We start from the raw sequence: 22,541 nt of genomic DNA on the forward strand, positions 1-22,541 counted from the left end.
AATAACTCTAGTATATGTATATAATTAATATATAGGAGTTTATTATGATTGAAATAGCAATGGCAGTTTCTATTTTATCAATTATCATTTTATTTTTGATATTCTTATCTAAAAAACAAAAAGATTCAAGTAGTAAAAAAGATGATGATAATCAAGTTAATAATAGTGATAAATACATATTCAATAAAATAACAGATCAAAGATTAAAATACATAGAAAGCGGAAATATAAAAACAAAAAAAGTTATGAATATAGAAGAAAATAAAATCTTTTATTCTATGGTGAAAATACTTAACAATTACAATATCAATCCTCAAGTGTCATTCAGAGCATTTTTAAAAGGAGAAGAAGATACTGAAACTTGGAAAACTTTCAGAGATTTTTACTGTGATTTTTTAGTAACATACAAGAAAGGAAGTAAAATAAATGAACCTGTTGCTGTTATAGAATACCATGGAGGAGGACATTTCGGAGATACTGAAAATCAAAAAAAGAAAGTAGAAAATAATGATTATGTAAGAGAAAAACTTTTTAATAAAATAGGACTTAAATATTTTATAATAAAAGACTATGACATAAAAATGAAATCAGGATTAATAGAGGAAGAGAAACTAAACTTATTTCTTAATGATATTAATAACATTTTATCTAATGAATTAAAACAAAATTAAAGGAAAATATATGGCTATTATTGCATTAGTACTAATATTATTTTCAATATTATTTTTATTATCTAAATCCAATTATAAACAAGGGTACTATAAAGGGTACTATAGAAGAAATAAATATTATAAAAGACATAAAAAAACAGAAGCAGAAAGAATACAGGATATAACAGAACAAAGACTATCAAACATGGAAACAGGCAATATATCAATAAAAAAAATTATGAACATAGAAGAAACAAAGATTTTTTATTCTATGCTTAATATATTTAAAGATTATAATATTTATAAGCAGGTATCATTCAAAGCATTTTTAGATGCTGAAGAAGATACTGATGTATGGAGAAGCTTCAGAGATTTTTACTGCGATTTTTTAATAACATACAAAAAAGGAAATAAAATAAATGAGCCTATTGCCGTAATAGAATATGACGGAGCAGGACATTTCGGTAATACTGAAGATATGAAAGAAAGAATAAAAAACAATGATATGATAAAAGAGCTGTTAATTAATAAGGCCGGAATGCAGTATTTCATTATAAAAGAGAATGATATAAAAATAGATTCAAAATTTATAGACGATAAAAAATTAGAAAGCTGCTTATCTGATATAATGAACTCAATAAAAAATGATAACTAATTCTATATAAATAAAAATTAGTTATCATTTTATAAATTTTATTAATCTTTATTAGACTTGTTTCAAAACTAAAATAATAAATATTTACACTGTTTAATTTTAAGTGCTTTTTATTTTTGTAGTTGGGGCTTTGCTGCGAAGCACACATACGTGCCAAACCCCACTTCTTTTGCGACCGAAGGAAGTACCTGTGGTATTGGCACAGGCGAAGCCCGCCTACGGCGAGAAGCAAAAAGACTGCAATTTATCACAAAAGCATAGATTATACAGAATATAAAATATAATACCTTCTTAAAATTATGCTGAAAATTTTTCAACTAATATTGTTAAATAGTTTTAAAATAAGTCTATTATAAAGAGAAAAATATTTTTCCGTTTTCAACATTAGAGCTGGCAACTAAAACTTTTACTCTATCACCCAACTCATAAGCCTTTACTTTATCAACATATACGCTTTGCATATCCTGATAAAATCTATAATTAGAACCCACATAAGTAGCCTCAATAAAACCTTCTATTTCCAAACCTTCTATCTCAACATATATTCCCTTTTGAGTTATAGAACTAACCGCTCCATAATACTCATCACCGAGTCTATCTTTCATGTATCTTGCTGCTTTTATTTGAATGAGATATTTTTCAGCCTTCTTTGAAGTTTTATCAAGCAGAGATAAACTTTCAATAGAATCCTTACATATATTTTTTAATTTTTCATTTATTACATCTTTATTAGATAAAATAGTATCTTTAACTATTCTATGAATGAGTAAGTCTGCATATCTCCTTATAGGCGAAGTGAAATAAGTATAATAATCAAGTCCCAAACCAAAATGGCTCTTATTAACTATACTGTAAGATGAAGGAGTCATAGAACGAAGAAGTACAGGTATAAGCAAATTTTCTTCAGGTTTTCCTTTCACATTATCAATGAATCCTTTTATATCATAAGTTTTATCAGGATTTTCTTTTAAATTATAACCTTTAGTATGTGCAAGTATTTTAAAATTATTGAATCTGTATTCATCAGGAAGTCCATGATAGCGGAATATAACTCCATCATAACTTGATAATTTTTCAGCTATTTGACTATTAGCAAGAAGCATTAATTCTTCTATTATAGCCATAGATTCTTTTTTTTCTTCTGCATAAAACTCTATAGGCATACCTTCATCATTGAGAACTATTTTTATATCCTGATTTTCAAACTCTACTCCCCTGCCCTCTTTTCTTTTTTTATACAAAATATTTTTTATATTTAAACCATTATCAATAAGCTCTAAAAGCCAATCCTCATCGCTTTCTTCTTTTTTTATAAGCTTTTCAGCATAATCATAAGATAATTTTCTGTCGGATCTTATAACGCTTTTACATACAGATGAAGATAATATTTCACCTTCATTATTTATATCAAAAATAAAAGTAATGGCAAATCTATCCTCATTTTCATTTAAAGAAATTATATTATTAGACAAAACTTCAGGAAACATATTATAAACTGTATCAATCAAATAAGTAGAATTTCCTCTTGCCCTAGCCTCTAAATCCAAAGGAGAATCAAGCTCTATAAAATGGCTTACATCAGAAATATGAACATACACTTTATAATTATCAGTTTTTTCTATACTGAAAGCATCGTCCAAATCTTTTGAACTTTCACTATCTATAGTTATTGTTTTTAAATTTCTTAAATCAACTCTGTCATCTTCTATATTTGTGAAATCAGCTTTATTATTAATTTCTTCTGCCAATTTTAAAAGCTCTTCACTGAAATCTAATTTTATATTATAAGATTTAGCTATGATCTTAGAATCTGATTTAGCATCTTTAGGATCAACATTTACCCTTACAGATTTTACAGTTTTAGGAGCTTCCTCTTTACCTTCTAATTTATTAATATATTGTCTGCCCTCTTTTGTTACACGAAGTAAATTACCTGCTGTTTTTTCTATATATCCGCTGCTTATGGCTTTTCTTATCAAATTAGTAAGAGATGTTTTTTCTAAAGCTGTTTTTGAATTAAATTTTATAAATATATTATAATCCATTTGATTTTTCATTAATTTTTTTATTAATTCTTCTGCAGTTTTCATTAACACACCTTTAATTAAATTTATAAATAATAATATACTTTTTTTATACTTATTTCAAATTAATGCTTAAAAATATAAATCTTTTAATTACTTTATATGGTAATTTTTATTTTTTAGATTATAATATATATTCAAAATGAAAATAGATAATAGAGAAGAATAAAATTATGAATGAAAATGATATAGTTTCTAAATTAACAAAAATATACGAGCAATACGGATACAAGAAAATTAAATTAAGTAAATTTGAAGATTATAATTTATATAATAATTATAAAGATTTTCTTCAAACAGAACATATATTAACATTTATGAATTTAAATGGTAATTTGCAGTCATTAAGACCAGACGTTACATTATCAATAGTAAAAAAAGTTTTGAAAGATAATAATAAATACACAAATAAAATTTATTATATAGAAGATATTTATAAAATAGACAGCGTTTCAAATGAATATGAGGAAATTCAGCAGGTAGGAGTGGAAATAATAGGAACTCTAAGCACATATTCAAATTTAGAAATAATCAGTATGGCAGTAGATAGTTTAAAATCTATAAATGATGAATATATATTAGAAATATCAAGTATAGATTTTATGTTCGCTTTGATAGATGAACTTAATTTAGATGAAGATAAAAAACTAGAAATACTTAATTTTATATACAGCAAAAATAAACATGATTTAGAAAAAACATTAATAGCTAATAATATAGATGATAAATATAAAAATAATATAATATCATTAATAGACTTATGCGGAAACTATAGAGAAATATTAAAAAAAATAGAAAGCATAATAATAAATGATAAAATGCAAAAAGCATACGATGAATTAAAAAGCCTTTCAGCTGTATTTGAAAATTATGATAACTTCGATAAAATTTTATTAGACTTTTCAATAGAAAGTAAATTAGGTTATTATAACGGAATAATTTTTAAAGGATATATAAAAGGCAACAATGATGCTGTATTATCAGGCGGAAGATACGATAAACTTCTTGCGAAATTCAATGCTCATACACAAAATGAAAAAAATAAAAAGAATGCAATAGGTTTCGCTGTTTATATGGATAAGCTATATACAAATGACACAATAAAAAATGAATATGATTTTGATATACTTATACTATATAAAAGTGGTGATGAAAAAATTTTATTAAGCAAAGTACAAAGTTTAATAAAAGAAAATAAGAAAGTAAGAACAGATATATACAGCGATGATTATAATACAGATTATAATTACAGAGAGAAATACATATTTGAAAATGATGCTTTAATTAATTCATAAAAATTGCGAATGCCTGACATTTGTAAAAATGGCAGGGATTGTAAATGAGCAATTTTTATTAGCAATAATATAAAAATTTTATTAAGCAAAGTACAAAGTTTAATAAAAGAAAATAAGAAAGTAAGAACTGATATATACAGCGATGATTATAATACAGATTATAATTACAGAGAGAAATACATATTTGAAAATGATGCTTTAATTAATTCATAAAAATTGCGAATGCCTGACATTTGTAAAAATGGCAGGGATTGTAAATGAGCAATTTTTATTAGCAATAATATAAAAAATTTTATTAAGTAAAGTACAAAGTTTAATAAAAGAAAATAAGAAAGTAAGAACTGATATATACAGCGATAATTATAATACAGATTATAATTACAGAGAGAAATATATATTTGAGAATGATGTTTTAATTAATTCATAAAAATTGAGAATGCCTGATATTTGTAAAAATGGCAGGGCTTGTAAATGAGCAATTTTTATTAGCAATAATATAAAAAAATTTTACTAAGCAAAGTACAAAGTTTAATAAAAGAAAATAAGAACAGATATATACAGCGATGATTATAATACAGATTATAATTACAGAGAGAAATACATATTTGAAAATGATGCTTTAATTAATTCATAAAAATTGCAAATAACTAAGATTTAGAAGATATAAAACAATTTTTATTAGTAATATTAATTATTAATTAGCGTTTATCACTTTCACATAATACTATTCTTGTAACTGTTGGATTAAGTTTTACAACTGTTCCATCATCTAATTTATGTTCGGTTAACATAACAGTAGAATTTTGTAATTTTTTAGTTTTTTTATTTGACATATAATGCCCTCCTAATTTAAAGTATATAAATCATGTTACTATTGTCAAGAAAATATTAACAAATATTATTTTTATTAGTATTTTTTTACACATTATTTATAATTTTATATTAATAAAAGTCATATATACAAAATTATTTATACACTATAGAGCTTAACAAACAATATATAAATACATTATTTCACATTATTTATTTTTTATACTATAAAACAAATATTTGAAACTTTTTAAATATTACTATTTGAAAAAATGTCTTATTAATATTATAATATTTTCTAAAATTTAAAATATATCAAAGAATACAGATTATGATTAATATAGCATTACCAAAAGGAAGATTAGTAAATAAAGTATATACTCTATTTGAAAAAATAGGTTATGAAAATAAAGAACTATTAGAAGATAATAGAAAATTAGTATTTGAAAATAAAGATAAAAATGTGAGATATCTAATAGTAAAGCCTTCTGATGTTGGAATATATGTTGAGAAAGGTGTTGCTGATATAGGTATTGTGGGAAAAGATATACTTCTTGAAAATAATCATGATGTATATGAGCTTCTTGATTTGAAATTCGGAAAATGCAGAGTTTGTATGGCTTCTGTCAATGGATATAAAGAAGATATTGAAAGAAGATTAAGAGTTGCTACAAAGTATGTTAATATATCAAAAAATTATTTTAATTCTATTAATAGAGATGTTGAAATAATAAAATTAAATGGTTCTATTGAGTTAGCTCCTATACTTAATCTTTCTGATGTGATTGTTGATATAGTAGAAACAGGAAGTACTTTAAGAGAAAATAATCTCACAGTTATAAAAGAAATTATTGATTATATAAGTGCAAGATTAATAGTTAATAAAGTAAGCTATAAGTTTAAAAATGATTTAATAAAAACTATAGTAAAGAATATAGAAGAAGTTTTATAAAGGAAATTTTATGATAAAAGTAATTAATTATAAAGAATGCAAATCATTAGATGACATATTATTAAGAAGCCAATTCAGTCATGATGATGTTAATGAGAAAGTGAAGGCCATATTAGAAGATGTAAAACAAAATGGAGATAATGCATTAAAAAAATATTCTAAGATGTTTGATAATGCAGAAATAGAAACTTTAGAAGTAACAGAAAAAGAAATAGAAGAAGCATATAACAGAGTTGATGATAAGTTTAAAGAAACATTAAATCTAGCTTATAACAATATAGAAAAATTCCATAAAAAACAATTAAGAAATAGTTATATAACAAATGAAGAAGACGGAATAGTAATGGGACAGATTATAAACCCAATAGAAAAGGTCGGAGTTTATATTCCAGGAGGCACAGCAGTTTATCCTTCTACAGTACTTATGAATGTAATACCTGCAAAAGTAGCCGGAGTCAATGAAATAATATTGGTATCTCCTCCAAACAAAGAAGGAAAAATAAATGATAATATATTAGCCGCTGCAAAAATATCAGGAGTAAACAAAATATTCAAAACAGGCGGTGCTCAGGCAATAGCAGCTTTAAGTTACGGTACAGAGTCCATTCCAAAGGTATATAAAATAGTTGGCCCTGGAAATATATATGTTGCTATGGCTAAAAGACTTGTATACGGTGAGGTTTCTATTGATATGGTGGCTGGTCCAAGTGAAGTATTAATAATAGCCGATGAAACAGCAAATCATATACATATAGCCTCTGATATGCTTGCACAGGCTGAACATGATAAATTAGCTTCAAGTATATTAGTAACTACAAGCAAAGACATAGCTGAAAAAACAAAAGAAGAATTATACAAACAATTAGAAAAATTAAGCCGTAAAGATATAGCTTTAGAATCTATAGAAAATAACGGCAGAATAATAATAACTGAAACTATAGATGAAGCAATATATATAAGCAATGAAATAGCACCGGAGCATTTAGAGATAAGCATAAAAGAGCCTTTCTCTGTATTAAGCAAAATAAAAAATGCAGGATCAATATTTTTAGGAGATTATACTCCTGAGGCTTTAGGAGATTATTTATCAGGTGCTAATCATGTAATACCTACAAGCGGAACAGCTAAATTTGCTTCTCCATTATCAGTAGATGATTTTATAAAGAAATCTTATATAACTTATTATACTAAAGATGCTTTGAGTAAAGTAAAAGAAAATATAATCAATTTTGCAGAGCATGAAAGTTTAGAAGCACATGCTAATTCTGTAAAAGTAAGATTTTAATAGTATTTAATTTATAAAAAGTGAAAGTAAATTTTACTTTCACTTGCCCACCCTTTTTGATTTATAACTTCAATTTGTCATTTTTAGATTATTTTTCTTTTTAGCTTTTACTGTAATTATAAAGCCCACCCTAGTGTTATTTAAATTTATAATCTCCTCAGCGCACGCTGAACAAAATAAAAAATATAAATTGATTATAAAATTATAATTCTAATCATATATAAAATTTAGTTCACCGTGCGTTGAATGCATTTTAAATTTAATAAAAACTTGGGCGGGTGCTATAATTTCTTATTAAACTATAAAGATAATAAAAATTAGAATTCCAAAATAAAATAAAAAATAATAAAGGGCGGGATATGTAATTAAAGCTAAATAGAAAATATTACAATTTTTAATAATATATACCTAAACAATTATATTTTTTCAAAAATAATTTCTTACAAAATATAGTCGTTTAAGTATAAAATAAAAATATATTTATATTACTCTATTAATATAAATATATTTATTAATTATCAAAAATATTATTTCTTTTCTTTTATAACATTATTGTGAACAAAGAACATCATATTAACAAATACATAAATTATCATCATACTTGCAACTATAAGCTCAAATATAGAAACAATATTCCATATATAGTAATATTCTCCATTAACACTTTTAGAATAATTAGCATATTTTAATAATGCTTGAGCTCCAACCGCCAAAGGGAAAGTATAAGCAGCAAATAAAGGTATAAATTTTATTTGAAAAGCTCTTATAAGAGATAAATATACTTTGAATGTGGTAAATAATCCCAATGCCAAAAGGAAATTAAGCAAAGCAGTATTATAATCAGTAAATGCACTTAAATAACCGCATAAACAAAGATTAGCAGGTGCTCCCATTACAGCAAATGCCGGAAATCTATCATCAGCCAAAGGATCATGAAAAATTATTCTATAAAATATAAATGGAAATAGTATAATATATAGAACTGTACCTATATAAACTATTACTTGCGATACTTGAGGAAATCCCATATTAGTACCAGTAACAGCAGCTACAACTATTCCTACAGGAGGAACAAACCAGCTAGGAAGTATATGATGCAAATCTTTCAAATTGATTCTATGAGCTAAAAAAGTAAAAGCAAATATCACATGAACTGCAATCGCTGTAAACCACATAGCAACACCAAGCGGTTTTACAAATTGAACTACTGAAGATGATATCACCATAACAGCCATATCAAGAGTAGGAATAGTGCTTCCTGCAACAGGATGTTCTAAATCATTAAGAAAATCTCCGAATGATGAAAATATTTTAGTTATAATGGTTAATATTAAAATAGATGAGATTAAAGCACCTACATAGGCAAAATATTTAATACCTGTGAATATAGTCCAAGCATTAAATATACCTCCTACACCAAGTGCTAAACCAGTGAGAGCCAAAGGCATTTTATTAATTTTACTTATCATTTTTTGTTACACTTTATTATTTAGATTTTTGAATTATTCATTATTAAGACTTTTTAAATTAGAAATTGATAATCAATATAATTAAAGAGGTTTCCATAAATACTTATGAAAACCTCCTTTATTGAAATGATTTATTTATACAGTTATTTGCATAACCTCTTCTTCTTTAGCACTATTATCTATATTATCTTTCTTATCCAAGTCTCCGCTTTGCTTGTTGTAGACATGAAGTTTGTTATACAATTTAACACCAGTACCGGCAGGTATTAAGTGTCCTATAATAACATTTTCTTTTAATCCAAGCAATTTATCAACCTTTCCTTTAATAGCAGCATTAGTCAATACCTTAGTAGTTTCTTGGAATGAAGCAGAAGATATAAAGCTTTCAGTATTAAGAGCGGCTTTAGTTAATCCTAAAAGTACAGGCTTACCGCTTGCAGGAGAACCGCCAGCCTCTTCATAGCGTCTGTTTTCTTCTTCAAACTCATATTTATCAACATACTGACCAACAATATATTTAGTATCGCCCGGATCAGTAATTTCAAGTCTTCTAAGCATCTGTCTTATGATAAGAGCGAAGTGCTTATCGTTAATACCTACACCCTGCTGATTGTATACTGTCTGAATTTCTTCAAGCAAATAAGTTTGTAAAGCCAAATCTCCCTGAGTTTCCAATATATCATGAGGGTTTATCTTACCAGCACATAATTGAGTACCTGTTTTTACTTGGTCGCCGTTTCTAACAAGAAGCATTTTACCATGAGGTACTAAGTGTTTAGTTTCATCAAATTCATTTCTGATTTTAACTACTTTTTTACCCTTATGAGAACCGCCTATTTCAACCTCACCGTCAATACCAGCAATAATAGCAGTATCCTTAGGTTTCTGAGCTTCAAGCAATTCCTGTACTCTTGGAAGACCTCCTGTAATATCCCTACTTTTCTGCTGTATACGAGTAGTTTTAGCAATAACCTCTCCTATTTCAACTCTTTGGTTGTTTTCAACTAGAAGCTGAGCACCATTAGGTATGTCAGTTTCAAAAGGATCTCCCTCACCTGTAATCAAGATTTTAGGCTGCATACTAGCATCTTTAAACTCTTGAATAATATTAGTTACGTTTCCTGTTTGATCGTCTATAGATTCAACTAATGTTCTTCCAGGAATGATGTCCTGCCATCTTACTATACCAGCTTTTTCTGAAATGATAGGCTCGTTATATGTATCAAAGCTAGCTATAACAGTATTAGGTTCTATGAATACATGTTCATCAACTTTATACTCACTTCCAACTTTAATTACAATTGTGTGCTTATCACCTGTAATCATTATATATTTATCATCATCAGTGATTTTGAAAGTACCATTATGAGTAGCTTTAATTTCTGTACCGTCTTTAAGAGTAGCTATAACATCACCTATAAGAACTTTAGTATTCTGTTCAGTTAAAATATCTTTTAATGTAGATTTTTCCCATTTCTCTAAAACTCTTCTGATAATTAAATCACCTTTTCTAGCTGTGATTTTAACACCATTAGGCTGAACAACATAGTTAGAGAATTGTTCAATATATATAGGGTAGTTAACTTTAATTTCGTTTTCTTCTACCATCTGAGTAGCAACACCACCGATGTGGAAAGTTCTCATTGTAAGCTGAGTACCAGGCTGACCAATACTTTGAGCAGCAACTACACCAACAGCCTCACCTATAGAAGCTAAATTATTAGTAGATAAGCTTCTTCCATAACATTTCTGACATACCCCCATTCTGCTTTCACAAGTAAGAGGATGTCTTATGCTGATTTTTTCTATACCAGATTTCTCTATTAAATCACCTAATTCTTCTGTAATTTCAGTATTAGCTGAACATATAAGCTCTTTAGTAACAGGATGATATATATGTTCACTTGTGAAGAAACCAACAACACGCTCTTTAAGAGATTTTTTGATTTCATCTCCGTTTTTTATGGCTTCTATAGCAATACCTTTAACAGTACCGCAGTCATGCTCTGAAACAACAACCCCTATTGCAACGTCAACTAATTTTCTAGTAAGATAACCAGCACTTGAAGTTTTTAAGGCAGTATCGGCAAGACCTTTTCTAGCACCGTGAGTAGAAATAAAGTATTCCTGTACAGTAAGACCTTCTTTAAAGTTAGAAATAATAGGAAGTTCGATAATCTCACCGGAAGGCTTAGCCATCAAACCTCTCATACTAGCAAGCTGTCTTATCTGCTGTTTAGAACCTCTCGCACCAGAATCAGCCATTATGTATACAGGGTTAAATCCGTCCTGATCCTGTCTTAAGTTATCCATCATAGCTTCAGTTATTCTACCTTCAACAGTAGTCCAAAGGTCCATAACTTTCTGTTTTTTCTCATCAGTAGTAATAATACCGTTCATATACTGATTTTCAATAAACTCTACCTGTTTAGTAGCTTCCTCTATTTCATGTTTTTTCATTGGAGGAATAAGTATATCAGCAATAGAAATAGTAGAACCGAATACTGTAGCACTTTGATAACCAAGTTCTTTAATATCATCAAGCATATTAACTGTTACTGCTGTACCATGTTTCAAATATACTTCATGAATAAACTTAGCTAAATCTTTACTGTTAAAATCTCTGTTTTGATATCTAAAATCTTCAGGAATAACTTCATTGAATTTTAATCTTCCCACAGAAGTTTCAATAAATTCTTCCTCTCCGTCTTTATTTTTCATAAGAACTTTAATTCTTGATTCAAGCTCTACCAAATTATTATCATAAGCAAGTAAAGCATCTTTAGGAGATGAGAACATCTTTCCTTCACCTTTACTGCCTGTTCTTAATTTAGTAAGATAGCTGATACCAAGTACTATATCCTGAGTAGGGTTAACAATAGGTTCACCGTTAGCAGGGTTCAATATATTATGAGGAGCAAGCATTAAAGTCCAAGCCTCAATCTGAGCCTCAGCAGAAAGCGGAGTATGTACAGCCATCTGGTCGCCGTCGAAGTCAGCGTTATAAGCGTGACAAACTAATGGGTGAAGCTGAATTGCTTTTCCTTCAACAAGTACAGGTTCAAATGCCTGAATACCAAGTCTGTGAAGAGTCGGTGCTCTGTTTAAAAGTACCGGATGCTCTTTAGCAATATCTTCTAATACTCCCCAAACTTCTTCTCTGCCCTCTTCTACGAATCTCTTAGCAGATTTTATATTATGAGCTGAATTAATTTCAACTAATTTTTTCATTATGAAAGGCTTGAATAACTCTACAGCCATTTTTTTAGGAAGTCCGCATTGATGCATTTTAAGTCTAGGACCAGCAACAATAACAGAACGTCCTGAATAGTCAACACGTTTACCCAAAAGGTTCTGTCTGAAACGTCCTTGCTTACCTTTAAGCATATCTGAAAGAGATTTTAAAGGTCTATTTCCAGGGCCTTTAACAACTTTCTTTCTTCTGCTGTTATCAAATAAAGCATCAACAGCTTCCTGTAACATTCTTTTTTCATTTCTGATGATAATATCAGGAGCTCTTAAAACTAATAATCTTCTTAAACGAATATTTCTGTTTATAACCCTTCTATAAAGGTCATTCAAGTCTGAAGTAGCGAATCTTCCGCCGTCAAGCTGAACCATAGGTCTTAAATCTGGAGGAATTACAGGAACTACATCAAGTATCATCCAAGTAGGATCATTACCACTCGCTTTAAAATCTTCAAAGATTTCAAGACGCTTTCTTAAACGTCTATCACTCTTTTCACGTTTTTTAATCATTTCCTCTCTGAGTTTTCTGATTTCCTCATCCATATCAAGGTCTTTAAGCATATCTCTTATGCCTTCAGCACCTATACCTATTCTTATATTATCGCCATATCTATCTAAAGCTTCATTATATTCATCTTCAGTTAAAAGATCGCCTTTAGAATAACTGCTATCACCTGGATCTATAACAACATATCTTTCAAAATAAAGTACGCTTCTTAAATGAGCAATATTCATGTTTAAAAGAAGCCCTATTCTTGAAGGAGTATTCCTATAGTACCAAATATGAGCAACAGGAGCAGCTAATTCTATATGCCCCATTCTCTCTCTTCTAACTTTGAAATGAGTAACTTCAACACCGCATTTATCACAAACTACGCCCTTATAACGAATACTTTTGAATTTACCGCAATAACATTCATATTCTTTAGTAGTTCCGAATATCTTCTCACAAAAAAGTCCGTCTCTTTCAGGTCTTAAAGTTCTGTAGTTGATAGTTTCAGGTTTTTTAACCTCACCATAACTCCATTCTCTCATAACCTGTGGGCTTGCTATACTAATTTTTATTTGGTCAAAGTTTGAAAATTGCATATACTTAAACTTCTCCTAATTATTTAAAAATCTTGGTTTGTTTCTTAGTTTTTTGTCTAAGCTCTTTTTCAGTAGAAGGAAGCTGATTGCCTTCTTCATCATGAATAGTAATATTAAGACCCAAACCTCTAAGCTCTTGAACTAATACGTTAAAGCTTTCTGGTATACCCGGAGAGGATATAACATCACCTTTAACAATGGATTCATATATTCTAGCACGACCTGTCATATCATCTGATTTAACAGTTAAGAACTCTTGAAGCATATTAGCAGCTCCATAAGCCTCTAATGCCCAAACTTCCATCTCTCCTAATCTCTGACCTCCGAATTGAGATTTACCTCCCAAAGGCTGCTGAGTAACAAGTGAGTAAGGACCTGTACTTCTAGCATGTACTTTATCTTCAACCAAGTGATTAAGCTTAAGCATATACATATATCCTACAGCTACATCATTTTTGAAAGGCTCTCCTGTTCTTCCGTCATAAAGTCTAACTTTACCATTAGGATTCATACCGCTTGTAACGAATGCTTCTCTTAAAGCCTCCTCTTTAGGGCCTTCAAATACCGGACAAGCATATTTAAGTCCCATTTTATGGCCAGACCAACCAAGCAACATCTCAATAACCTGACCAATGTTCATACGAGAAGGTACACCTAATGGGTTAAGACATATATCTACAGGAGTACCATCTTCTAAGAATGGCATATCCTCTATAGGCATGATTCTAGCAACAACCCCTTTGTTACCGTGACGTCCTGCCATTTTGTCGCCTTCCTGTATTATACGCTTCTTAGCAAGGAATACTTTTACAACTTCCTCTACACCAGGCTTTAATTCATCGCCATTTTCTCTGCTATATACTCTAACATCAATAACAGTACCATCTTTACCATGCGGTACTCTTAAAGAAGTATCTTTTACATCTCTAGCCTTCTCACCGAATATTGAGTGAAGAAGTCTGTATTCAGGAGTTATTTCTGTTTCTCCTTTTGGAGTTACTTTACCAACTAATATATCTCCTGCTTTTACTTTAGCACCTATTCTTACAATACCTCTTTCATCTAAGTTTTTGAAAGCAGCATCTGATACATTAGGTATATCTCTAGTAATATTCTCTTTATCTAATTTTGTTTCACGAGCTTCAACTGAAAACTCTTCTATATGTATAGAAGTAAATACATCTTCCTGAACTAATCTTCTGCTTAAGAGAATAGCGTCCTCGAAGTTATAACCTTCAAAAATCATGAAAGCAGCAAGAACGTTTCTTCCCAAAGCTAATTCACCATGATCTGTTGCAGGGCCATCAGCTAAAAGTCCTCCAGCCTTAACAACATCACCAACATTAACTACTGGTCTTTGGTGATAATTTGTATCTTGGTTAGTTCTTTGATATTTTACTAATTCATAAACATCTAAATCATCATCACTATTTTGTTTAGTAGGCTTAATTATAATTTCATCATGAACTACTTTTATAACTTTACCAGCTCTTTTAGCATGAACTGCTATACCTGTTCCAGGCTGACAAATCTTAGCCTCTACACCTGTTCCTACTATAGGAGCTTCCGGATACAATAAAGGTACACTTTGACGTTGCATGTTTGAACCCATCAAAGCCCTGTTAGCGTCGTCATGCTCCAAGAATGGTATCAAAGAACTTGAAAGTGAAACAATTTGCTGAGGTGAAACGTCCATATACTGTACCTGATCTGGTGAAGAATATGGGAATTCACTTCTGAATCTTGTTGAAATAAGATTGTCTTTGAAAGTTCCGTCCTCATTTAAAGGAGCATTTGCATCGGCAATATGGTATTTTTCCTCATCATGAGCTGTCAAATACTCTATTTCATCTGTTACTTTTCCATCAATAACTTTTCTGTATGGAGTTTCTAAGAATCCATGCTTATTGATTTTAGCATAAGTAGCAAGTGAAACTATAAGTCCGATGTTTGGACCTTCAGGAGTTTCAATAGGACATATTTTACCATAGTGAGTATGGTGTACGTCTCTTACTTCAAATCCTGCTCTGTCTCTAGTAAGACCGCCCTGACCTAAGGCATTTAATCTTCTTTTATGTGTAATCTCTGATAATGGATTGTTCTGATCCATGAACTGAGATAATTGGTTTGTACCAAAGAATTCTTTTATTACAGCCTGTATAAGTTTAATGCTTACAAGAGATTGAGGAGTTACTGCCTCCATATCCTGCATTTGCATTCTTTCTTTTGCTATACGCTCCATTCTAGTGAAGCCGGCTTTTATTTGTATAGATAATAATTCACCTACGCTTCTTACACGTCTGTTTCCTAAATGGTCAATATCATCTAATTGTTCTTCATTTATGAATACTTTTATCAAAAAGCGAATAGTTTCTACTATATCTTTATGTCTTAAAACTTTATCCTGTTCGCTTTCTGGGAAATTCAATCTTTTATTTAATTTATAACGTCCCACATCTCCTAAAGCATAGGATTTAGGGTCAAATACTAAGTCATTACAAGTTCTTACAACGTTTTCTATTAAAGCAGGCTCACCAGGTCTTATAACATTATAGATTTTAGTGCATGCTTCTTCTTGGTTTTTTGTTGTATCTTTATCTAAAGTATTAATTATGGTAACATTGTCTTTTATTGCTTCCATATTTAATACGGATATTTCTTTAATACCGCTCATTAAAAGTCTTTCAGCCAAGTTAGGGTTGATAAGTTCGCCTGGATTCAATATTATTTCATCAGGGTTTTCTGTATCAAATACTGTAGAATAAGATCTTCTGCCTATTAAAGCTTCTTTAGCATCTTCATCTGAAAGTTTTTCTAATGATATATTATCTATTTCATAAAATAATTTCAAAATTTCTTCATTAGTTGTGATACCAATAGCTCTTAAAAATACTGTAACAGGAAGTTTTTTCTTTCTGTCTATTCTTACATACATTATATCTTTTTTGGTATCGAGTTCGAATTCAAGCCAAGTACCTCTATCTGGAATTATCTTAGCTACGAACATAGCATCTCTGTCGCTGCGGTTGAAAACTACACCTGGAGATCTATGAATCTGAGAAACTATAACACGTTCAGCACCATTAACAATAAATGTACCTCTATCAGTCATAGCAGGTATATCACCCACAAATATTTCCTGTTCAATGATTCTTTCAGGGTCTCTTACAGTTAATTGTACTTTTATTTTAAAAGGATAAGAATAAGTTTTATCTCTTCTTCTAGCCTCTTTTTCTGTCATTTTAGGCTCGCCTATAGAGTAAGAAATAAATTCTATCTGCATCTTCTCATTAGAAGCTACTATAGGGAATATAGAAGTTAAAACTTCTTGTAATCCTTCATTTTTTCTCTTATTTTCAGGTACATCCTTTTGAAGGAAGCTTTCATAAGATTCTTTTTGTATAGCGAGGAGATCGGGAGGTTCTATTACAGAAGCGGTTCGTGAAAAGTTTACACGTCCGTTTTCTATCCTATATTTTTTTGCGAACTCTACCCCTCTTTCCGGATATACTTTATTATCTATCTGAATATTATTGGCCATATTAAAAGATCTCCGCTTTTACGCTTTTAGTTTTACTAATTGATTAAATACACTAATAAGAAGGGTACAAAGACTCATACCCTTCCTATATACGAATCATTAATTGTTAATGATATATTTACAAAAATAATTATTTAACTTCAACTTTACCACCAGCAGCTTCTAATTGTTTCTTAATAGCTGCAGCTTCTTCTTTAGAAACGCCTGATTTGATTGTTTCTCCGCCTTTTTCAACAGCATCTTTAGCTTCTTTTAAGCCTAAGCCGCTAACTGCTCTAACTTCTTTAATAAGAGCGATTTTTTGAGCTGCATCAAAACCAGTAAGAATGATATCAAATTCATTTTTCTCTTCTTCAGCTGGAGCTGCTGCACCGCCTGCTGGAGCTGCTGCTACTGCTGCAACTGGCATAGCTGCTGTTACATTGAATTTTTCTTTAATAGCTTCTACTAATTCATGAAGCTCTATAACTTTCATTTCTTCTATTGCTTGTAATATTTCTTCTTTACTTAAAGCCATTGTTTATCTCCTTAAAATTGTTAAAATAGTTTTTTAATTATTAATTTGTCAGCATATTAAGCTGATTTTTTCTTTTCTTCTTCAACACTGTCAAGCACATAAGCAAGTTCTGATATAACGCTTTGCAAGCTGTTTGCCAAGCCAGATATAGGAGACTCGAGTGCTGTAACAAGATGAGAAAGTAAAACTTCTCTTGGCGGAATATTAGCTACTACTTGAACATCTGCTGGGTTTAGCAAATCTTCACCCATATAGCCGCCTTTGATTTTAATTTTATCATTTTTCTTAGATGCTTCACTTATAACTTTAGCTGCACCAGGAACATCTTCCTTAGCAAATACTACAGCTGTAGGATTAATGAACATCTCATCTTTTACTTCTCTGCCTAACTCTTTTAAAGCAATATCAACTAAAGAGTTTTTACATATTTTCATTGAAGAAGAAGTCTTTGCTAATTCACGTCTTAAATCTGTAAGCTGTGCTACTGTTACTCCTCTATAATCGAAGAATACCAAACCAGCACATGCTCCCATAGTTTCTTTAAGCAATGATACTGTTTCAATGTTTTTCTTATTAGGCATAAATACCACCTCTATTATATTAAACTATTTTGATAATACTATTCATATAATGGGATCACAAAATATGACTTCGCTTAAGCAAAATAAGTTTATCGCTAAATTAATTACATTTTGATTCTTTTATGATCTATTTTTATACCTACACCCATTGTAGATGTTACACCTACTGCTTTAATATATTCACCTTTTAAATCTGAAGGTTTTTTTCTTAAAATTTCATCATAGAATACTTTGAAATTTTCATTTAATTTGTCAGCAGTCATAGAAGCTTTACCGATTCCCATTCTTACGATACCGTTTTTATCAGCTCTGTATTCCATTCTTCCGGCTTTGAAACTTTTTACTGCCTGAGCTATATCAAGAGTAACAGTTCCTGTTTTTGGGTTAGGCATAAGTCCTTTTCTTCCAAGAATTTGTCCCAATTTACCTACTTCTTTCATCAAATCTGGAGTAGCTATAGCAACATCGAAGTCTGTATATCCGCCTTTAACTTTATCAATTAAATCTTCAAAACCAACTTCCATAGCACCAGCAGCTTTAGCCTCATCAGCTTTTTCTCCTTGTGCAAATACAACTACTCTTTTTTCTTTACCAAAAGCATTTGGGAATGATAATGTGTCTCTTATTGAGTGTTTAGGTAAGATATTAAGGTTTATTGTTACCTCAATAGTTTCATCAAATTTACAGGTAGCGTTTTTCTTAGCTAATTCAATAGCTTCATCTACGGAATAGAGTCTTAATTTCTCTACTTGCTTTCTTATAGCGTCGTAACGTTTGCCACCTATTTTTTTCTCTTTTGTAGCCATAATTGTTTTCTTCCTTTTCTTTCAAACGTTTACTCCCATTTATTATACTAAATAAATGGTATGCTTCTTAATTATTATTCTACTTTAATACCCATAGCACGAGCAGTACCCGCAACTATTTTCTTTGCTGCTTCTATATCATTAGCTGACATATAAGCCATTTTTTCCTGAGCAATTTCTTCAAGCTGCTTTTGATTGATTGTAGCAACTTTAGTTTTGTTAGGCTCTCCAGAACCTTTTTCTATGCCCAATTTCTTTTTGATTAATGTAGAAGTAGATGTTCCTTTAGTAACGAATGTATAAGTTTTATCTTCATACACTGTTATGTAAGTATTTAATAGCTGACCTTTCATTTTAGATGTTTTAGCATTAAAATCCTTAACGAAAGCGGCTATTTGTATCTGCTTCTGACCCAATGCAGGTCCTAATGGAGGAGCAGGAGTTGCCTCTCCGCCTGGTATGCGAACCTTTACAATACCAACCACTTTTTTAGCCATTTTTACTACCTCTTGATTTATTTATTTTTATAATATCTTATTAAATTATAACTTTTTTACTTTACTAAATTCTAATTCTGTAGGAGTACTTCTTCCAAATATCTCAATTTTTACTGTTACTCTTCCCTTATCAGAATTAATATTTTCTATTATACCATTAAGTCCATTGAAAGGTCCGTCTATTACCTGAACCTTTTCACCTATATCAAATTCCATTCCAATAATTTCATTGATACCTGTTTTGGATTTTTCTTCTCTATTTTCAAATATACGTGCAACATCTGATTCGCTTAAAGGAGTAGGAATAATATTACCTTCTTCTTTAGTTGTAGCATGACTTCCTATAAAGCCTGCAACTCCGGGAGTTCTTCTAACCATAGACTGTGTAGCATCATTCATTATCATTTTTACTAAAACATAGCCAGGATAAAAGAATTCTTCTTTAGATACTTTTTTACCATTTTTTGTAGAAGTTACTGTTTCTGAAGGTATATATATATCAACTATTAAGTCAGTCATACCATTTTCTTTAGCTCTTTTCTCTATACGTTCACGAACTTTATTTTCATAACCGTGCTGAGTATGAACTATATACCATTTATAATCTTTTATATCAGATATTTCTTCAGACATGTTTTTCACCTATTATATCTATTTTTTCTCATATAGCGAATAGCAAAATATATCACAAACAAAACAACTACAGCAAGAATTAAAACTAATGTGATTTTAGAAGATATTAAGCTACCCAAAATAGAACCGTCTAATAACGCCCTTGTCAAAAATGTTACTACATAATCAGCAGCACCTAAAAAAGCCGATGCTAAAATAAGCAATATTATAACAACAACTGTCTGATTTATTACATCTTGACGAGTAGGCCAAACACTTCTTTCAAAGAGTTCTTTTTTTATCTCTTTGATAGAATCAATTATATTATTTTTCTTTTTATCAGCCATAAATATTACCTTAAATTATATTACAACAATTTAGAAAAGAATCAGGTCAGACAGGAGTCGAACCTGCAACACCCGGTTTTGGAGACCGGTGCTCTACCAATTGAACTACTGACCCAAAAAATTTATAAACAATCTTAATTAAAAGAATTATTTATCTTGATACTTTTAATTCCTTATGAATTGTATGTTTTTTATCATGAGGGCAATACTTTTTTAATTCCAATTTTTCTGGAACATTTTGCTTATTTTTTGTTGTTATATAATTTTTTCTTTTGCATTCTGTGCATTGAAGATGTATTTGTTCTGTTTTTACTTTAGCACCTGCCATTTTTTGCTCCTTAAATTTATCTTAAACAAATTTCAGATAACCTATAATTTACAAGGTATGCTATTATATACCTAAATAAATTTTATGTCAATATAAAAACACAAATAAATATATTATATTTTATAAACTTTTCTATTGAAAAAGAATAAATTAATATATATAATCTATACCAAAAAATTTAATAAAATTTAGATAAATGGAATAAAAATGAAACTTATTAAACAATTTGCTATAATATTTTCTATTTACTCAATATCTGATATTCTAAGTAAAACTCTAAAATTGCCTATACCCGGAAATGTAATAGGTATGATGCTTCTATTTATATTATTATTAACAGGAATAGTAAAAGAAAGCCATATAGATGAAGCAAGCGACTTATTAATAGCAAATATGTCATTATTATTCATACCGGGAACTTTGGCTATAATAGATGAATATCAATATGTAAAAGCTGAAATTATACCATTTGTAGCAATATGTATATTTATGGCAATAATTATTATGATAAGTACAGGATTATCTGCACAGTTCTTTGAAAAGTTATTTTCAAAATTTAGAAAATAATACTTTAATTAAATTGTTTGTAAATATTTAGTTTATTAAATAAGCAAACCAAGAATACAAACAATGAATTATTTATAATTGAGAACATAGAAATAAATAACAATCTGAACGCCGAGTAATAAAATTATTTTGGGACTATTTGGCTTGTCGAGCATAACAACAAAAAAAGTGAGCCGAAGCAGCCAGTAACTTCAGTTAATGGCTTATAATAGCCAACCAAGTAGGCACCTTCGGCGGGCGAACATAGCAATAAACAAGCGAGACAAGCCGCCGAGTAATGAAATTACTCGGGACTATTTAACTTGTCGAGCATAACAACAAAAAAAGTGAGCCGAAGCAGCCAGTAACTTCAGTTAATGGCTTATAATAGCGAACCAGGTAGGCACCTTACGGTGGGCGAACATAGCAACAAACAAGCGAGACAAAGCCGCCGAGTAATGAAATTACTCGGGACTATTTGGCTTGTCGAGCATAACAACAATAAGGATCAATATATGAAAGAATTATTTATACAAAACCCTATTATACCAATAGTGATAACTTTAATAGCATATATAATATCATACACTATATATATAAAAACAAAATTACCTATTTTAACTCCATTAGTAACAAGTGTTATATTAGTAGGTTTTTCTCTGTATTTTATGCAAGTTCCATATAGTGTTTATAATGAAAGCGGCGGTAAATTTATAAATGCCTTAGTCGGACCTGCTACAGTTGCTTTAGCTCTTCCAATATATAGAAATCTTCCTATATTAAAGGCTAATTTAGCTGTAATATTTATAAGTATAGCTATAGGAAGTTCAATAGGAATAACAGGAATATTTATATCTGCTAAATTGTTGGGTATATCCGATGCATTATTTCCTTCTTTACTTACAAAATCTGTAACAACTGCTATTGCTGTAGATATCACTGCTAGTATGGGAGGAATAAGATCTATAACTATTTTGTCCGTTATTATATCAGGAGTTACAGGAGCTATTGTTGCCCCTACTGTATGCAAAATATGTAAAATAAAATCATCATTAGCTATAGGTCTTTCTATTGGAACTGCATCTCATGCTGTAGGAACAAGTAAAGCTATAGAATTGGGAGAAACTGAAGGTGCTATGTCAGGACTTGCAATAGGTATTGCCGGTGCTTTATCTGTTGTACTTATACCAATACTATATAAACTTCTTTTGATAATATGGGGATAAAA

The 22,541-nt window shown here is 29.8% G+C and carries 19 protein-coding genes and 1 tRNA gene; 7 read left to right on the forward strand and 13 right to left on the reverse strand.

From position 1 onward, the window contains the following. The first annotated feature begins 44 nt into the window (after positions 1–44). Positions 45–671, forward strand: coding sequence for a DUF2726 domain-containing protein (locus tag BINT_RS11525; RefSeq protein ID WP_014488758.1), 627 nt, complete (start codon positions 45–47; stop codon positions 669–671). A 10-nt stretch (positions 672–681) separates the two neighbouring features. Beyond that, complete coding sequence (locus BINT_RS11530) at positions 682–1,305, forward strand: DUF2726 domain-containing protein (RefSeq protein WP_014488759.1); 624 nt, start codon at positions 682–684, stop codon at positions 1,303–1,305. Positions 1,306–1,655: 350 nt separating this feature from the next. Here BINT_RS11530 and BINT_RS11535 read toward each other — a convergent pair whose 3' ends face one another. Beyond that, on the reverse strand, positions 1,656–3,395 hold the full coding sequence (locus BINT_RS11535) for an RNB domain-containing ribonuclease (RefSeq protein WP_014488760.1): 1,740 nt from the start codon (positions 3,393–3,395) through the stop codon (positions 1,656–1,658). A 167-nt stretch (positions 3,396–3,562) separates the two neighbouring features. Between BINT_RS11535 and BINT_RS11540 the strand changes: the two genes are divergently transcribed. Continuing rightward, positions 3,563–4,684 (forward strand): ATP phosphoribosyltransferase regulatory subunit, encoded by a 1,122-nt coding sequence (locus BINT_RS11540; RefSeq protein ID WP_014488761.1) that lies wholly within the window; start codon positions 3,563–3,565, stop codon positions 4,682–4,684. Positions 4,685–5,382: 698 nt separating this feature from the next. On the opposite strand, the gene BINT_RS15325 is transcribed toward BINT_RS11540, so the two are convergent. Beyond that, a complete protein-coding gene (locus BINT_RS15325) occupies positions 5,383–5,517 on the reverse strand; it encodes a hypothetical protein (protein WP_014488762.1) in 135 nt (44 codons plus the stop codon). Between the two features lie 308 nt (positions 5,518–5,825). Between BINT_RS15325 and hisG the strand changes: the two genes are divergently transcribed. Both hisG and hisD read left to right on the forward strand, forming a co-directional pair. Continuing rightward, positions 5,826–6,446: an ATP phosphoribosyltransferase gene (hisG, locus tag BINT_RS11545; RefSeq protein ID WP_014488763.1), complete on the forward strand. Its 621-nt coding sequence runs from the start codon at positions 5,826–5,828 to the stop codon at positions 6,444–6,446. Between the two features lie 10 nt (positions 6,447–6,456). After that, positions 6,457–7,731: a histidinol dehydrogenase gene (gene hisD, locus BINT_RS11550; protein WP_014488764.1), complete on the forward strand. Its 1,275-nt coding sequence runs from the start codon at positions 6,457–6,459 to the stop codon at positions 7,729–7,731. A 527-nt stretch (positions 7,732–8,258) separates the two neighbouring features. Here hisD and BINT_RS11555 read toward each other — a convergent pair. The 11 genes from BINT_RS11555 to rpmG all read right to left on the reverse strand — a co-directional run bounded on the left by BINT_RS11555 (position 8,259) and on the right by rpmG (position 20,767). Beyond that, complete coding sequence (locus BINT_RS11555) at positions 8,259–9,200, reverse strand: TDT family transporter (RefSeq protein ID WP_014488765.1); 942 nt, start codon at positions 9,198–9,200, stop codon at positions 8,259–8,261. A gap of 135 nt (positions 9,201–9,335) precedes the next feature. Beyond that, positions 9,336–13,538 (reverse strand): DNA-directed RNA polymerase subunit beta', encoded by a 4,203-nt coding sequence (rpoC, locus tag BINT_RS11560; RefSeq protein ID WP_014488766.1) that lies wholly within the window; start codon positions 13,536–13,538, stop codon positions 9,336–9,338. Positions 13,539–13,557: 19 nt separating this feature from the next. Further along, positions 13,558–17,079: a DNA-directed RNA polymerase subunit beta gene (rpoB, locus tag BINT_RS11565; RefSeq protein WP_014488767.1), complete on the reverse strand. Its 3,522-nt coding sequence runs from the start codon at positions 17,077–17,079 to the stop codon at positions 13,558–13,560. Between the two features lie 130 nt (positions 17,080–17,209). Beyond that, positions 17,210–17,596 (reverse strand): 50S ribosomal protein L7/L12, encoded by a 387-nt coding sequence (rplL, locus tag BINT_RS11570; RefSeq protein WP_008728857.1) that lies wholly within the window; start codon positions 17,594–17,596, stop codon positions 17,210–17,212. Positions 17,597–17,652: 56 nt separating this feature from the next. Further along, positions 17,653–18,177 (reverse strand): 50S ribosomal protein L10, encoded by a 525-nt coding sequence (gene rplJ, locus BINT_RS11575; protein ID WP_041177447.1) that lies wholly within the window; start codon positions 18,175–18,177, stop codon positions 17,653–17,655. A 104-nt stretch (positions 18,178–18,281) separates the two neighbouring features. After that, positions 18,282–18,983 carry a 50S ribosomal protein L1 gene (rplA, locus tag BINT_RS11580; protein WP_014488769.1) on the reverse strand — a complete coding sequence of 234 codons (702 nt, stop codon included), beginning with the start codon at positions 18,981–18,983 and terminating at the stop codon, positions 18,282–18,284. A gap of 74 nt (positions 18,984–19,057) precedes the next feature. Then, positions 19,058–19,480, reverse strand: coding sequence for a 50S ribosomal protein L11 (gene rplK / locus BINT_RS11585; protein WP_012671806.1), 423 nt, complete (start codon positions 19,478–19,480; stop codon positions 19,058–19,060). A 45-nt stretch (positions 19,481–19,525) separates the two neighbouring features. Then, positions 19,526–20,113 carry a transcription termination/antitermination protein NusG gene (gene nusG, locus BINT_RS11590; RefSeq protein WP_014488770.1) on the reverse strand — a complete coding sequence of 196 codons (588 nt, stop codon included), beginning with the start codon at positions 20,111–20,113 and terminating at the stop codon, positions 19,526–19,528. A gap of 5 nt (positions 20,114–20,118) precedes the next feature. Next, positions 20,119–20,439, reverse strand: a complete 321-nt coding sequence (gene secE / locus BINT_RS11595) for a preprotein translocase subunit SecE (protein WP_014488771.1) — start codon at positions 20,437–20,439, stop codon at positions 20,119–20,121. A 42-nt stretch (positions 20,440–20,481) separates the two neighbouring features. After that, a tRNA-Trp gene (locus BINT_RS11600) sits at positions 20,482–20,554 on the reverse strand. 36 nt (positions 20,555–20,590) lie between these two features. Continuing rightward, on the reverse strand, positions 20,591–20,767 hold the full coding sequence (rpmG, locus tag BINT_RS11605) for a 50S ribosomal protein L33 (protein WP_008723772.1): 177 nt from the start codon (positions 20,765–20,767) through the stop codon (positions 20,591–20,593). Positions 20,768–20,974: 207 nt separating this feature from the next. Here rpmG and BINT_RS11610 point away from each other — a divergent pair, with 207 nt between their 5' ends. Together BINT_RS11610 and BINT_RS11615 are read left to right on the forward strand one after the other, a co-directional pair. Then, positions 20,975–21,334 (forward strand): CidA/LrgA family protein, encoded by a 360-nt coding sequence (locus BINT_RS11610; RefSeq protein ID WP_014488772.1) that lies wholly within the window; start codon positions 20,975–20,977, stop codon positions 21,332–21,334. 494 nt (positions 21,335–21,828) lie between these two features. Then, positions 21,829–22,539 (forward strand): LrgB family protein, encoded by a 711-nt coding sequence (locus BINT_RS11615; protein WP_014488773.1) that lies wholly within the window; start codon positions 21,829–21,831, stop codon positions 22,537–22,539. Positions 22,540–22,541 lie beyond the last annotated feature (2 nt).

Source organism: Brachyspira intermedia PWS/A, from assembly GCF_000223215.1.
GTDB lineage: Bacteria > Spirochaetota > Brachyspiria > Brachyspirales > Brachyspiraceae > Brachyspira > Brachyspira intermedia.